At 38.2% G+C, this 16159-nt stretch carries 13 protein-coding genes; 3 read left to right on the top strand and 10 right to left on the bottom strand.

Features of this window, described 5'->3' with window-relative positions; translation table 11 throughout:
- The first annotated feature begins 59 nt into the window (after window positions 1–59).
- Window positions 60–3266: a glycoside hydrolase family 15 protein gene (locus ANA_RS04065; protein WP_015078786.1), complete on the top strand. Its 3207-nt coding sequence runs from the start codon at window positions 60–62 to the stop codon at window positions 3264–3266.
- Window positions 3267–4218: 952 nt separating this feature from the next.
- Here the strand turns inward: ANA_RS04065 and ANA_RS04060 are convergent.
- The 4 genes from ANA_RS04060 to ANA_RS24085 form a co-directional block, all read right to left on the bottom strand.
- Complete coding sequence (locus ANA_RS04060) at window positions 4219–5136, bottom strand: NAD(+) kinase (protein ID WP_015078784.1); 918 nt, start codon at window positions 5134–5136, stop codon at window positions 4219–4221.
- Window positions 5137–5219: 83 nt separating this feature from the next.
- On the bottom strand, window positions 5220–6221 hold the full coding sequence (locus ANA_RS04055; RefSeq protein ID WP_015078783.1) for an SDR family oxidoreductase: 1002 nt from the start codon (window positions 6219–6221) through the stop codon (window positions 5220–5222).
- 210 nt (window positions 6222–6431) lie between these two features.
- On the bottom strand, window positions 6432–6743 hold the full coding sequence (locus ANA_RS04050; protein WP_051155167.1) for a hypothetical protein: 312 nt from the start codon (window positions 6741–6743) through the stop codon (window positions 6432–6434).
- On the bottom strand, window positions 6703–6807 hold the full coding sequence (locus tag ANA_RS24085) for a cytochrome b6-f complex subunit PetM (protein WP_015078782.1): 105 nt from the start codon (window positions 6805–6807) through the stop codon (window positions 6703–6705). Before ANA_RS24085 ends, ANA_RS04050 begins: the two co-directional genes overlap by 41 nt.
- Before the next feature lie 210 nt (window positions 6808–7017).
- Between ANA_RS24085 and pdxA the strand changes: the two genes are divergently transcribed.
- Window positions 7018–8061: a 4-hydroxythreonine-4-phosphate dehydrogenase PdxA gene (pdxA, locus tag ANA_RS04045; protein ID WP_015078781.1), complete on the top strand. Its 1044-nt coding sequence runs from the start codon at window positions 7018–7020 to the stop codon at window positions 8059–8061.
- A gap of 8 nt (window positions 8062–8069) precedes the next feature.
- Entirely contained in the window at window positions 8070–8366 is a 297-nt protein-coding gene (locus tag ANA_RS04040) for a helix-turn-helix domain-containing transcriptional regulator (RefSeq protein ID WP_015078780.1), read from the top strand.
- Window positions 8367–8376: 10 nt separating this feature from the next.
- On the opposite strand, the gene ANA_RS04035 is transcribed toward ANA_RS04040, so the two are convergent.
- The 6 genes from ANA_RS04035 to ANA_RS04010 form a co-directional block, all read right to left on the bottom strand.
- Window positions 8377–9252, bottom strand: coding sequence for an endonuclease/exonuclease/phosphatase family protein (locus ANA_RS04035; RefSeq protein ID WP_015078779.1), 876 nt, complete (start codon window positions 9250–9252; stop codon window positions 8377–8379).
- 152 nt (window positions 9253–9404) lie between these two features.
- Window positions 9405–10121 carry a response regulator transcription factor gene (locus ANA_RS04030; protein ID WP_015078778.1) on the bottom strand — a complete coding sequence of 239 codons (717 nt, stop codon included), beginning with the start codon at window positions 10119–10121 and terminating at the stop codon, window positions 9405–9407.
- Window positions 10122–10497: 376 nt separating this feature from the next.
- Window positions 10498–11670: a molybdopterin-synthase adenylyltransferase MoeB gene (moeB, locus tag ANA_RS04025; RefSeq protein WP_015078777.1), complete on the bottom strand. Its 1173-nt coding sequence runs from the start codon at window positions 11668–11670 to the stop codon at window positions 10498–10500.
- Window positions 11671–11703: 33 nt separating this feature from the next.
- Window positions 11704–12174 (bottom strand): Mov34/MPN/PAD-1 family protein, encoded by a 471-nt coding sequence (locus tag ANA_RS04020; protein ID WP_015078776.1) that lies wholly within the window; start codon window positions 12172–12174, stop codon window positions 11704–11706.
- Between the two features lie 42 nt (window positions 12175–12216).
- Complete coding sequence (locus tag ANA_RS04015; RefSeq protein WP_015078775.1) at window positions 12217–12951, bottom strand: carbonic anhydrase; 735 nt, start codon at window positions 12949–12951, stop codon at window positions 12217–12219.
- A gap of 379 nt (window positions 12952–13330) precedes the next feature.
- Entirely contained in the window at window positions 13331–16078 is a 2748-nt protein-coding gene (locus ANA_RS04010; RefSeq protein WP_015078774.1) for a DNA methyltransferase, read from the bottom strand.
- Between the last annotated feature and the right edge of the window lie 81 nt (window positions 16079–16159).

The raw sequence follows: 16159 nt of genomic DNA, 5'->3' as shown, positions 1-16159 counted from the left end.
ATACAACTTTTTTATTTATCAACCTCACAGCAACAAAGTTAAATTTTCTCATCACCATAATGAACACATCAACCACACCATTAACACGCTTAGATTTTTACTACAAGCAAATTAAGACAATTATTTTAGCGCGTCAAAACCCGATTACTGGTTTATTACCAGCGAGTACCGCTATTACTGCTCATGGCGATTATACAGATGCCTGGGTGCGAGATAATGTGTATAGTATTTTAGCAGTTTGGGGTTTAGCCCTAGCCTATCGCAAATTAGATCATGATCATGGTCGCACTTATGAACTTGAACATAGTGTTGTTAAACTAATGCGTGGTCTATTGTTTGCCATGATGCGACAATCTCATAAAGTTGAAAAATTTAAACATACACAATCTTTATTAGATGGACTTCACGCCAAATACAATACAGCCACGGGTGATATTGTTGTCGGTGATGATGAATGGGGACATTTACAACTTGACGCGACATCTATCTTTTTATTAATGTTGGCACAAATGACCGCCAGCGGATTATCAATTATTTTTACATTGGATGAAGTTAACTTTGTCCAAAACCTAGTTTATTATATTGGTCGAGCTTACCGCACACCAGATTTTGGCATTTGGGAACGGGGAAATAAAATTAATCATGGTAGTGCAGAATTAAATGCTAGTTCCTTGGGAATGGCTAAAGCAGCTTTAGAATCTATAAATGGATTAAACTTATTTGGTGTTCATGGTAGTCAAGCATCAGTAATTCATGTTTTACCAGATGAAATCGCTAGAGCCAGAATTACTTTAGAATCATTATTACCCAGAGAATCAGGTTCTAAAGAAGTTGATGCGGCGTTATTAAGTATTATTAGTTATCCCGCTTTTGCGGTGAAAGATGAAGCATTGCGAGAACGCACCTTTAAAGAAATTATTAGTAAACTCGCAGGAAAATATGGTTGTAAGCGCTTTTTAAGAGATGGACATCAAACAGTTTTAGAAGACACCGAACGCCTCCACTATGAACCTGGTGAACTTAAACAATTTGAACATATTGAATGTGAATGGCCATTGTTTTTTACTTATTTAGTTCTTGATGGTTTATTTCGCGGTGAACAAGCACAAGTTGAGAAATATCAGCAACTTCTACAATTATTGTTGGTAGAACAAAATGGGTTACAGCTATTACCAGAAATTTATTATGTTCCTGAAGAAAATATAGAAGCTGAGAAATTAGATCCTCAGTCTCAGTTAAGATTACCCAATGAAAATATTCCTTTAGTTTGGGCGCAAAGCTTATATTATCTGGGAGAAATGTTAAGTGAAGGTTTAATATCACTAGGAGATATTGATCCTTTAGGTAGACATTTGAATGTCGGTAAAAACCGCAATTCCTTAGTTCAAATTGCTTTAATAGCAGAAGATGAAGCCCTACAAACACAATTAGAAGTATATGGAATTGAAACCCAAACACCTAGCCAAATTGCACCAATTCAAATTAGGAAATCTGAAGAACTTTCCCGAATTTATACACAAATTGGCAGAAATGATCAACTGGGTTTAACAGGCCGTCCCTTGCGACGACTGAGAAGTTTGACGATATCAAGATTCTTTCGGATTAGAGATCAAACAGTTGTCTTTTTACCATCATTCCTAGATTCACAGCAATTTTATTTAACTCTTGATTATCACTTTTTAGTAGATGAAATTAGAGGTGAATTGGCTTATATCCAAAAATACTGGAGTGATTTAGGTCGTCCGACTTTAACCTTAATGATTACTCGGACAATGCTAGAAACTGGGTCAGAAGCATTATTAGAATTAATGCAGGAACTCAAGGATGGTATTTGTCATGGAGTCCAGGTAAAATTAGGAAAATTGAATCAATTAATGCTGACAGCCGCAATTCAAAGAATTGATTTTTTATCAGATACAGAATTATCGCAATCCTCAGTTGCAAATCGGGGAATCCGTTGTTATTACCTGACTTCTCATTTAGAAAAAAGTTGGTCTTTGGGACATACCCAAGAATTCCAAATGGAATGTGAAACTAACTTAGATTTATTATTAGAATATTTACGCTCATCAGAAAACATTTATGAGCAAATTGAATTACTGCAAACTTTAACGCGGTTACAGGGTTTAGAATTTGATACAGGATATGCTGGGCCAACTAATGCTGTCACTGTAGCGGATTTACTCGATGAAGTCTATACCAAAGCCGGAGATTTAGGGCTGTGGGCGGTGGTGCGACGGGCTGCGGGTTTACGCCAAATGCTCGATATTGGCTTATCAGATGCGATAACGAGTATTTTGGTTCAAGGTAAGCAAATTGCAGTGGGGAGGGCTTATAGTCAGGCTTCTTTGATAGTTGTTCCTATCTCTGGAAGTGAGATTACTGAGAAAATTAATAACTTCTGTCGTGAGGATATTCGAGATCGGGTTTTAACGCAAGAAATATTAATTTATCTCGGTGTCTTAATCAAATCAGAACCAGAATTATTTCGCGGATTTTTAACACTAAGAGTTGGTTATTTAATTCTTTTAATTACTAGCGATATAGCCAGAGAATTCATCCTCACCCAAGATGAAGCTTATGAAAAATTAATGCAGCTTTCACCTTTTGAAGTGAAAATGCGTTTACGTCAAGTGTTAACTGGATATAGTGGCGTAAGCAATTTATTACGTCAACAGGAATCATTGCACGTCAAACAAAAAGAAAGTGATATTGCTTGGGTTGTGCTACCTGTAATTAGTGAAGAAACAGAAGTTCCTCTTGATGGTTGGCGCAGATTTCGTCAAAGAGAAGGTGCATTAAATCGTGTACCCAAAGACTTTTTTAAACAAGTTTGGCTATTAATGCAGCATTGCAAAGGTTTAGTCATTGGTGATAAATTAGAACGACGGAATCGCTTAGAAAGTGAAGTCATGCTTTCAGAAATGACCGCAGGAGAAAGAAATTTTGCTTTATTAGTTGAACATTTGCTGAATAAAATTGAAGCCCCAGAATATCGCCAAGTCAATGTAGAAGCTTTGATGGAATTGGCTACAATCGTGGCTAATAACCCTAAGTTGCAAATTGAAGAATATATGGTTTTAGATGTGTTAATCGGTCATGCAGTGCGGTTAGCGTGGTTAGAAAATCATCCCCATCGCCGCGATTATTATGATGAAGATAAAGCTACTGCATGGCCATCATTTTATAATAGTTCTCCTCAAGATTGTGCTAATTATATTCTAAAGGCGTTTAGGTTCTTAACGGAGTTTGTTCAAGATGTTTAGCTGTAAATCAAGTCACCCTTTTCTTTAGCAGCGTAAGTCCTATTTAGGGTTTGCTGAATCAACCTACAACCCAGACGCATCAAGATTTTTATCTGTATAAAAGGTAAATGAGGTGCAAGAAAAATATGATCATAGCATCAAAAATTGTTCAGTTTTCCAGACTTGATATTACTTCTAACTTCTTCTAACTTCTTCTAAATCCTCCTGAACTTCTAGCCCTCACAGATAACTTTTTCAGCAAACCCTATTTAGAAGAAACCCATCTAAATCAAAGACCCCCGACTTCTTCAAGAAGTGGGGGATCTAAGTGCAATTATAAAAATAGCATTGCCATTGCCACCATTGAGAATATGATTACCATCTTCTCCGAAGAAGATATCTAGACTAATACAACATCTAAGGAAACCGCAAAGCCTGATGGCTTGTTCTCAATTGTGGCAAATGTAGTCCCCAGGAAGGACAAATTACCATTGAGGTTGTTATAGTTGAACTGACTCAAGGAGGTAGCACCAAATCCAATTTTGCTAACCTGGATTTTATCATTCTGTGTCCACTGGAAGTCTTTGATGATGTCAATGCCTTCAAATTTGCTGTTGAATACAAATACCTCTAAGATACAAGGTTGGGTTGAGGTACGTTCACGAAGTGTGGTGTATCCCTGCGCTCGCCGGAGGCATCAGCCATAACCCAACATGAGCCTCGGGTTGCGCTGTCGCTTAACCCGACCTACAAAAAATGGACAAGGTATTGATTACTTATTAATAAATCTGGCGACTAGAAGTCGCGGCTACACAGACGAAACCCACCTACGTGGGTTCTAAACCCTCTATTTTTATTAGTCCATGCAGGTGGTCACTGAGCCTGCGATGCCCTGAGCTTGTCGAAGGGTCGAAGTGTGGACTTTGTTTGTGTAGTAGCGATTTATAATCGCCGGAAACTTTTCAAACACCCTCTAAGGCAATTCTACGGAATTGGGTTTAGCAATATGTGGTAAACCCCAACCGAGTTTTTCCCGCAGAACACGGAAAAATTCCGGTGACTGGAGACGAATAAACCGGGCTCTGTAGGGCGATCGCTCTAAATATACCCGATCTTCCGGTAAAACATAACATCCACCATTACCATCCACCACCATTACCAACCGGGGAATATTAACAGGATAGATATTAACTGGTTCACTATCAGGAAACACCAAAGCCCTAGAAGCCAGAGAATGGGGACAAATTGGGACTAACTGCAATACAGGGACACCAGGAGTAATTACTGGACCACCTGCGCTTAAAGAATAAGCTGTAGAACCCGTTGGGGTAGAAACAATAATTCCATCAGCCGCAATATCCACAGGTGAATGTCGCCCCACTGCGATTTCAAAATGGCACATACAAGTTAAAGGTTCTCGATGTAGCACCATTTCATTTAAACAGAGGGCTTCCCATTTTACCGTATCTCCCCGCATAACTTTAACGGTGAGCATAGCTCTATCTTCAACCTGATATGCACCCGCCATACACTGTTCTAAGGCTTGGGGCAATTGGTTAAGATAAGCTTCAGTCAAAAATCCCATGTGACCAGTATTTACCGTCAGCATGGGGATACCACAGGGGGCGACTAGGCGCGATGCTGCTAACACAGTTCCATCCCCCCCTAACACCACTGCAAATTTCATGTCTGAGTCAAAGCCAGGGGGCGTAAGACCTTCAATGGGGGTGTGCAAGACTGGACTATCTGGTTGAGAATAGCCCAATATCCCACCGATACTCGCTGTGATGTATACATCCCAACCAGCAGCGGTGAGCTTGTCTTTTAGTTCGATAGCGACACTACTCGCTATCGGCTTAACATCGTTGTAGATAATGCCTGCTTTCGGCACACTCAAATATCCAAGTTTAAGGGATGATTTTTCTGTATCTAATAGTTACACATTTTAGCCTAATGTCACCATTCGGCTGACATTTATTGACTATTGGCTTTGGAGGATTGTTTAAAGGGAGTCTTTTTACTTTTAAGCTTTTTACTTTTGGCTTTTTCGTAATCTAACTGTTTCAGCTTATTCATAATCCGACTGAAGTATTCTTGTAGATATGCTTCTAAGGTGGTAGTTTCTTGTTTGTCTAAACCAAAAACAGTATATACTTCGTCCATATTTTCTGAGTTTAGAGCTTTACCACCAGCTAAAACTTCTGTAAAAGCTAATCTATCAGCAACATTCCATCCCCATTGAAAGCAGCGCAGTAAATTTTGGACAGCCCGTAATAAACTGATAGGCATTCGTGTAACTTTTGCGTCTCTATCAGATAAGCGTTCACAAAGATTAATAATTTCCTCAGCACTCCAAGCACGAGTTCCCACGACTGGGAAAGCTTGCTTTTCTGTTTCTGTCACAGTCAAAGCCCGCACCGCGAATTTAGCAATATCCTGCGTATCCATATAGCCAATAGGTGAGGATGTTCCTGTTACCCATACTGGTTGTTTTTCTAAAATAGGTATGCCGTACTGACCAATTAACCCTTGCATAAATCCAGCTAAACGTAAAACTGTGTAGTTTAAACCTGACTCTGCTAAATATGCTTCTGTACATCGCTTAATTTCCATCAGCGGTACATTGGGGTATTTATCAGCATCTAAAATTGAAAAGAAGATAAATCTTTCTACACCAGCAGCTTTAGCGGCTTGAATTAATGCTACTTTGCCATCCCAATCCACTTCTTTAATAGTTAGTGAATCTGTGGCACGAGATGTAGCAGCATCAATAACTGCGGTTACACCTGTTAATGCTTCTGTCAGGGTTTGTGGATTACACAAGTTTCCCCGTACCAGTTCTGCACCCCATTCTTTGAGAAAAGCAGCTTTTTTAGGACTCCGAACCAGACAGCGGACTTTATACCCTTCATCAATTGCGCGACGAGCTACTTGTCTTCCCAAAGTGCCAGTTGCACCAACTATTAATAATGTCATGGGGTTGGTTATATATCTTAATGTTTATGAAAAGAATCTTAACAGAATTTAGTTATCTAAATAAAACTTTACATCTTTTTAATAAAAGATAGGAGTCAGCACTTCGACTTCCCTCAGTGTCAAGTCAGGAGTCAGGAGTCAGGAGTCACCGAGTTAGGAGTCACCGAGTTAGGAGTTAGGAGTCAGGAGTTAGGAGTTAGGAGTCAGGAGTCAGGAGTCAGGATGAAGAATTAATTTTTCTTCCCCTACTTCCCCTACTTCCCCTGCTTCCCCTACTTCCCCTACTTCCCCTACTTCCCCTGCTTCCCCTACTTCCCCTACTTCCCCTACTTCCCCTACTTCCCCTACTTCCCCTACTTCCCCTACTTCCCCTACTTCCCCTACTCCCCCTACTCCCCCTACTCCCCCTACTCCCCCTACTCCCCCTACTCCCCCTACTTCCCCTACTCCCCCTACTCCCCCTACTCCCCCTACTTCCCCTCTACTCTTCTGCGCCTTGAATTTTGAGTAACAAAGCGCCAATTGCCCAACCTACGAAGATTAGACCGAAAGATAGCATCGCTGCATTTAACATTTCGCCGCCCATTTGCTGTAATGCTCCTTTGTGGATTGTTGATTTATCTGAGACTGCTGAATTTGATTTGAAGGCTAAGATCTCATTTTTAACTCTAACAACTCAGGTACAATAGGTCTATCAGAACTATTTGGATTAGACCTATCAATAATTCTAAACCAATTTAGGGATGTCATCGGGAATGAGTGGAGATAGGCGGAGAAACCCCGCCCCTACAAAATCATGAGTAATCAAAATAACCGTCCGCGTTTGGTGCTGACCCTGGGAGATCCTGCGGGTATTGGTTCTGAGGTGATTTTGAAGGCTTTGGCAGATCCTCAAGTTACTCAAAATTGTGATGTGATGGTGGTAGGGAATAGAACTTTATTAACTAAAAGTTATGAAAATATCAGTAAAAATATTGATAATTCTCTAGCTTTGGCTAATCCGGTTGATTTGTCTATAGTTGATGTCCCTATTGCTGGTGAAATTATCACAGGTGTGGGAAATGCAGCTAGTGGGGCAGCGAGTTTTGCTTATATGGAATATGCCATATCTCAAACTTTGGCAGGTGAGTTTGATGGAATTGTCACCGGACCTATCGCTAAATCTGCTTGGAAAGCCGCTGGTTACAACTATCCGGGACAAACGGAACTTTTAGCCGAAAAAGCTGGTGTTGAGCGGTTTGGGATGTTGTTTGTGGGGCGATCGCCTTTTACCGGTTGGACACTCCGCGCTCTACTTGCTACCACCCATATTCCTTTATCTCAAGTAGCTGCGACTTTAACACCGCAGTTGTTGACAAAGAAATTAGATTTATTGGTGGAGTGTTTAGAAAATGATTTTGGGATTAAACATGGCAGAATTGCGATCGCTGGGTTAAATCCCCACAGTGGAGAAATGGGACAACTGGGAACAGAGGAAATAGATTGGTTAATTCCCTGGTTGGAATCAGAACGCCAAAAACGCCCGCATTTACAGCTAGAAGGACCCATTCCCCCAGATACAATGTGGGTAAAACCGGGTATTGCTTGGTATGGTAATTCTGTGATCAAAAATCCTGCTGATGCTTACTTAGCACTTTATCACGACCAGGGTTTAATTCCGGTGAAGTTGATGGCTTTTGATCGGGCTGTCAATACTACCATTGGTTTACCGTTTGTGCGGACTTCACCGGATCATGGAACGGCGTTTGATATTGCGGGAAAAGGGATTGCTGATGCGACAAGTATGAAAGCAGCGATTAATTTGGCGGTGGATTTGGTGAAGCAGAGGTATAGAGTCTAGTCGAAACAATGCCTAGAAGTACAAGTTATCATGCCAAACTAATTAAAAACTTACAAGATCCTCTAGAAGCAGCAGCTTATATTGAGGTAGTTATAGAAGAAGGTGATCCTATTATGTTAAATAAAGCACTCAAAAATGTGATTGAGGCTCAGGGTGGAATTGATAATTTTTCCGTAGCAGTACAGCAATCCTACGATAAATTTGCCCAAATTCTTGCTGAAAAAGGAGAAATTGAATTTTATTCTTTGACTAATGTACTTGATGCTTTAGGATTGCAGTTAGCCGTAACCGTGAAGTCAGCTTGAATTATGCAAATTAGAAAACTGTTAATTTCACAATCACTGGAAAATGGTCAGAAGGCCATACCCCTTCCCACTGTTCACGATCAATAATAACTTGTTCTGTCTGAAAAGCGCAGCTATCGCAATATATAGTATCAATAGCATCCCCAGCTTCCCCTGTAAAATCGTGAAAAGTTTTCTGTTTTTCTAGAGGAAGAGTAGCTAAAGGATCTTGTAATTTTTTGCCATTAGCTAAAGGTGATAGAAAAATTTGCCGTTCTGGAGTATCAGGATTGGCGTTAAAATCCCCTGTGAGAAGTAAGTAGTTTTCTGGAGGAAATTCCGCCAACCGTTGACTAATTAAAGCTGCACTTAACTCTCTAGATTTGGCATTTTCGTGATCTAGATGGGTATTTAATATAGTTAAAGATAGACCAGGATTAGTAACTTCAAAATTAGCCCAAGTGGCCATCCGTGGTAAACGAGTTCCCCAAGTAATACTACCAGGAATTTCTGGAGTATCACTGAGGTAAAAATCTTGTGTTTCTTGAAGTTTAAAGGATTGGGGATTATAAAAAATTGCACAATGTTCACCGCTTCCTGTACCAGTGCGATCGCCCCCAATAATGTTATATTCCGGTAAGAGTGCTTGTAAATCTGCCAGTTGATCAGATTTACCCTCCTGTGTACCCAATAAATCCGGTTTGTAGTGTTGAATTAAAGAAGCAATTGCCCCTACACGCTTTTTCCACTGACGCACCCCAGGATCTGGTTTGTCATAGCGGAGATTAAAAGTCATCACAGTAATTTGCATAGATATTTTTAAACTGATAGTTTGGACAAAACCAGAGAAGATGAGAAATACTCTGAGAATATCCTGTAAAAGAGAAAAACTAAAGATTTTATCCAAGCCCTAAGTAGATACAATTCCCTGACTGACTTTAGCTCCAATATCTACCAATTAATCACCTTAATCATCTAATCAAGCCTCAATATCATCACCGAACTAATTAGTAGATTTGACCAAATTGTTCAGTTATCCAACAACCCTTTTTTCAAAATTTAACTTGCGGTGTTGTCTGGTGGATCAAACTTATAACCATAACCCCGTACCGTTTTAATATACTCCGGCATACTAGAATCAACTTCCATTTTCTTCCTAAGTTGTCCAATATGCACATCAACAACCCGTCCATCTCCCACATAATCACAACCCCAAATCTTTTGGATCAGTTGGGTACGACTCCATGCTTGTCCAGGGTGGGTAGCTAGAAAATGTAAGATATTAAACTCCAAAGCAGTTAAAGCTAAAGCTTTATTATTGAGTGTTACCTCTCGCGCTTCTGAGTTAATAGCTAACTGATTGAAAGTGAGGCGTTGTGACACACTGGACTGGATATAGCGAACACGTCTTAATAGGGCTTCTACCCTAACTTCTACCTCAGCTAGACTAAATGGTTTGGTTAAAAAATCATCAGCACCAGCAGCCAAGACTTTAATTTTATCAGCTTCATCATTGCGACTGGTAAGCATCATGACTAACACATTGGTACGACTTTGCATTTCCTGGCAAAGTTTATAGCCATTTACATCTGGTAAATTCCAGTCGAGAATCACTAAAGCGGGATTAAATTGCTCAAATAAGACAAGAGCCGTTTTACCATCTGCTGCTGATTCTATTTGATATTTCCGACTCAAAAAACGCTGAATCAGGTTACGGACACTAGAATCGTCATCTACAATCAGAATCTTGGAATTATTTGTGGAAAGCGTATCCATAATGGAATTTATGATTGTTTTGGCAATTTGCTGTGATAATAGATGCTACAAAAGTAGTATTTTTGAAAGTAAATTTACCCTCAATTCTGTTAATTAACCTCACCTACCCGGAAACTGCTATAGCTAAATTTTCCATGAAGTTTATGCAAACTTTAGACATCTTACTCTTTAAAAAAAGTATAAGTAATAGACAATTTTGGTATTTTTTAAAGATTTTTCTGTATAAATTAGATACATAAATCAAATTATATTTCCATGTATTAACTATAAAAAGATACCCGAATCATCCAATAAATCGGGTATCTTGTTGTTGAGATCAGATTGGGGATAGTTAGAGGTTTTTCCCAAACATTATCAACAATCCCGCCCAAAATTATTAATACTGAGGAACAGAAGCGTCTACTTCTTGACTCCAAGCATTAATTCCCCCTTTCACATTTGTGCCAGTAATTCCCGCTTCCTTGAGGATAGCCAAGGCTTTCGCCGAACGTCCACCCAGTTTACAATGAGCAATTAAACGGTGTCCATTGAGTAAGTCCTTCACCTTAGCCACACCATCACCATTTTCAATATCTGGTAAAGGGACTAATACTGAACCAGGAATTTTAGCAATTTGATACTCGTGAGGATTACGCACATCTAGCAGCACAAAGTCCTTTGCACCACTATCTAATAACGCCTTCAATTCCTTCACAGTCATTTCTTGAATTTCCATCTGCTGTTTCGCTTCTTCGGCTTGGGCTTGGGGAATCCCACAGAATTGTTCGTAATCTATCAGCTTGTCAATAACTGGACGGATGGGGTTAGGACGCAGTTTCAACTCCCGGAATTTCATATCCAAGGCGTTGTAAAGCACTAGTCTACCACTCAAGGTAGTACCATTCCCCAGAATAATTTTCACTGTCTCTGTGGCTTGAATAATCCCAATCATTCCCGGTAAAATTCCCAGAACTCCACCTTCTGCACAGGAAGGAACCATTCCTGGTGGTGGTGGTTCGGGATATAAGTCACGATAGTTGGGTCCACCTTCATAGTTAAAGACGGTTGCTTGTCCTTCAAACCGGAAGATAGAACCGTAAACGTTGGGTTTATCTAACAATACGCAAGCGTCGTTGACTAAATACCGCGTCGGGAAATTATCAGTGCCATCAACAACGATATCGTAAGGACGGATAATATCTAAAGCGTTTTCTGCACTCAGACGGGTTTCATACAAATCAACCTGACAATGGGGGTTAATTTCGTGAATCCGGTTTTTTGCTGATTCGATTTTGGGTTTACCTACCCAGGATGTCCCGTGAATAACTTGACGTTGGAGGTTAGAGGTATCCACAACATCAAAATCAACAATACCAATTCTGCCTATACCTGCTGCTGCAAGATATAACAGTAATGGTGAACCTAGTCCACCTGTACCGATACAGAGTACACTGGCGGCTTTTAGGCGTTTTTGCCCTTCCATGCCCACTTCTGGCAAAATTAAGTGGCGGGAATAGCGTTCGTAGTCGTCTTTCGTCAACTGGATTTCATCCAGATTGGGATTTAGCATAGCAGTTGTAGGAATCAGCGCGGAGTATTAATGTTAACTTAAATTTGCTAATTTTATCAGTTTAATTGTCTCGGCTTGAAATTGGTGGTTGTCATCAAGAGTCCAGCTTTGCAGTTCACCAGCTTGAGCATTTTGTACGGATGATATCACATAAGAGTATTCTGGCCAAGCGTATATTCTATCCCATTCTGAAGGAATAGCTGGATAGTCAGGATGGGAATGATAGATACCAATAATATTTAAGTTACGGTTTCTCGCTGCTTTTTGCGTTTGTAACATGACTTGAGGCGATATTGCATATCGTCTTCTGGTACTATTTTCTTGGTCTTCTGTAAAGTTACTCTTTTCTGTATTCCAGACGTTCTCTGTGGGGATGATTTCTACTACAATTTTATATTCATTATTTTTATAACCTAAAATTAGCCCACAGCATTCATCTGGGTAGGTTGTTTGAGCATGATTTTTGATAATTTCTAGATGATTTGTTTTTAGTTGAAGATTCATGATAGCTTGCAAACGCAGATAAAGAAAAAAGAAGGATAAATATCAAGTTAAGAATCTAACTTTACCAGTATTAATATCATAGTAAGCACTGATAATTTTTAATCTGTCATCACGGATTAATTTATCTATAATTTGTGAATTATTCTGCAATTTTTTAGCTTGGTATTCAATATTATTAATCACTGGATTGTTATCATCATTAATATTACTTCCTGTTCTGGGAGTTGCCGATAAACCTGGCTTAATGTCATCAATCACAGAGTTAATTTTACCATTATCTGGTTGATTGTCAATTGCTGCTGATACTGCACCACATCCTTTATGACCTAAAACAACTATTAGTTGTGTTCCTAAATTAGCGGTAGCATATTCTAAACTTCCAATGGTTTCATTACTGGCAATATTACCAGCTATCCGCACAACAAATAAATCTCCTAATCCTTGATCAAAAATTATTTCTGGTGGTACGCGAGAATCTGCACATCCTAATATTGCTGCATAAGGATATTGTTTTTTAGATACTGATAGTAAACGTTTTTTCGATTGATTAGGATATTGACGATTTTGATTAACAAATCTTCTGTTTCCTGCTATTAATCTTCTTTTTGCTTCCTCTGCACTAACTGGATTAGGATTAGGATTATTTTCAGGAATTGTAATTTCTGAACGGTTAGTAATGATTTCATTGCAAGCAGTCAAAGTACCCATACTCAAGGTACTTAAACCTACGAATTTTAAGAAGTTACGACGACCTACAAATCCGTTAATTTTACTCATGACTCCACCTGATAACTTCTACATAATTTTTACAGAAGATATCAGATTTGATCATGATGTGAGAGTAGCTTATTACACGGTTTAAGGGTTATTTAATCTTTTGTTTAAATACCAAACAATATATTGGCAGTATGGACTATATTTGCCTTCTGCATCTTTGCTACTAAGTCCGACTGGGAATGAATTCCCAATCTAATGGCAAAAGTCATCTAAAGATGACTAATAATTTTCTAAATCTTCAGTTTACTTTAGTAAACTTTAGCTATTAGCCTGGAACTTAAGTTCCAGGCGGGTGTGGAAGCCAAACAAATAAGCTATCTGTAGCCTAAGTTGACACCAATGAGCTTTTGCTTTACCCCTACCTAATTGATATTAACAATTAATTACTTTTTTTCGCTCTTTTCTTTTTCTCTGGTTTGAGTAAGGGAGCATTTAAAGCTTCATATAAATTAAATAAAAACTCAATCCTATTCAATTCATTTACAAATGGTTGGGGACGATAACATAAGTCTACGGCTTTATCTAATATTTGATGTGCCTTTACTAAGTCTGGTGGCATTGTCAAGGGGTCATACAAATCGGCTAAACTACTATCAGGATATTTTGCTCTGGTGTCTAATACTGCTTGCGCGGCTGTTTCTACTTTCTGTTTTTGTTTCTCATTGACGTTTTCAGGAAAGGGATAATTATTGTAAACAATGGTATTGGAATAGCGAAAACGACTTTCTAATCTTCCACATACATATTTTACCCATGTAATGTGCATTTCTGAAGTGAGAATACCAAATAAATAGAGAGTGGCATTAGGAATTAAAAAACAGAGATTGCTAGTAATAATTTCTGAAGGCATAAAACCTATAGGAATATATTTCCTCCTTTCAGAAGACGCACTTGGTACAAGTAAATAATCTGTATCAGGTTGTGCTATCTGACAAAATAGAGTAGGTGTAGTTGCAAATTTACGAGTAGAAGCAGCTTTACTTTCTAACCGGAATTGTTTAACTTTATTTACTCGTTTTAATACCTCTGGTAAAGCTTTGAGTTCTTTTGGAGAAATATCAACAAGCCAAAGACAATAGCGACTATATCCATTAATAAACTCCTGCGCTCCTGTATAGGGTCTGATCCATTTTTCAGCTTGAGGTTCAATCTTAATAAATTCTTCTTTTTCAGTTTCAGTAAAAATAAGATTACCACCATCTCGTGGCATACTTCCAAAACGCATTAAGGGAATATTAGCAATGGGAAAACTTTTATTAGTGATAATTGTGTCACTTCCATCTACCAGATAAGGATTGATATTTTTAGCTTTTATTGTCAGTGGTTCACTCTGAATATCCTCATAATCAGAAATATATTTTTCGGTAATATTGAAGTTGGCAAAACCAATAATTACACAATGGACAGCAGCATTTCCTTTAGCTTCATTACTCCATTTAAAAGTACGATGAGCAAAATGAATTTTAATCTTATATTTATTAAATAATATATTCCAAAGTATAGCGACTTGTTCACCTTGTGATATAGAATTTGTGGAAACAAAGCCTACTTTTATTTGGCTATTTTCGATAATTTTTGCTGCTTTTATATACCAAGCACAAACATAATCTAAAACACCTATTCCTTTCTCTCCATGAAAAACATGATCAATATCATTTCTTTGTTGAGCATTCATAATCATTGCCCCAACAAATGGGGGATTTCCTAAGATGAAACTTAACTTTTCCTTGTCGACAACGGTTTCCCAATCAATTCTTAATGAATTACCATGAACAATTTTCGCAGATTTAGTTAAAGGAACTCTAAAAAAATATTGACCAAATTCATGACTAACCTGAATATTCATTTGATGATCAATTAACCACATTGCCACCTCCGCAACACGCACCGCAAATTCATCATATTCAATACCCGTAAATTGATCTACATTAACCTTAATAATATCTTGAATATTAATAAATTGCTGTCCATTTTTATTCAATGCTTGCAAAATTTTAATTTCTAGATTTCGCAATTCCCGATAGGTGATAATTAGGAAATTACCACAACCACAAGCAGGATCAAGAAAATAAAGATTAGCGATTTTTTGATGTAATTCTTGGAGTTTACCTCGATTACTTTTGACTTTTTCTAACTCTAAATATAAATCATCTAAAAATAGAGGTTTAATCAACTTTTGAATATTTTTTTCTGAGGTATAATGAGCGCCTAAATTTCGTCTTTCTGTGGGATTCATGACCGCTTGAAACATCGAACCAAAAATAGCCGGTGAGATTTTACCCCAGTCAAAACCACAAGCTTCTAAAAACATTTCCCGCATTTTGCTATCAAAAGCAGCGGGTTGTAAAACCTCCTCAAATAACTTACCATTCACATAGGGAAACTGAGCCAAATTAGTATCTAAATTTGTTAATCTTTTTTCTGGTGGTGTATTTAATGTATGAAAAATAGAAGCAATGTGCATTGCTAAATCACTACCATCTGATTTAGTATGTAAATCAATATATTCCCAAAAAATACCTTTATCAAAAATGCCTGTATCATCAGCAAATAAACAGAAGAGTAACCGGACTAAATAGACTTCTAAATCATGACCTCGATAACCAACTGCTTCTAGTTTATCATGTAGTTTACCCATTAATTCAGCGGCTTGGATATTGACCGGATCTTCATCTTTATAGGTGCGTTTTTCATAACCAGCAATAAAACCGAATAAATGAACCTGATTAATAAAATCTTTGAGGACAAATTCTGTGGTAATATTAGTATCTAAATCGTAGAGTTTAAACTTTTGAAAATCAGAAACTAAAATATATTTTGGTAATTCATGTTCTTTTAAACCAGGGAAATAATCTTTGGCTTGCTGCATAGCTTTATCTAGACTTTTCCCCCTAGATTTATGTTCTACTAAAATTACACCTTTCCAGAGTAAATCAATAAAACCTTGTTTATTATCGGCTTTTTTGACAGATTGTTCAAATGTTGCCACCCGACGACGAGAAATACCAAAAACATGAAAAAACCCATCCCAAAATGATTTAGCTTCTGCATCTTCTGAGGTTTCATGTTCCCATTCTTGAGAAAATGCGATCGCTCGACTTTTGATTTCGTTCCAACTTAAAGGCATAGCTGATAATTTTTGGATAAGAAACAGTGGTTTTAAATAATCACCCCGACTTCTTAGAAAAGTCGGGGATCTGAAGGATGT

Source organism: Anabaena sp. 90 (assembly GCF_000312705.1).
GTDB lineage: Bacteria > Cyanobacteriota > Cyanobacteriia > Cyanobacteriales > Nostocaceae > Dolichospermum > Dolichospermum lemmermannii.
The sequence above is the reverse complement of the archived record's forward strand: the minus strand, read 5'-3'. Positions and strand labels throughout refer to the sequence as shown.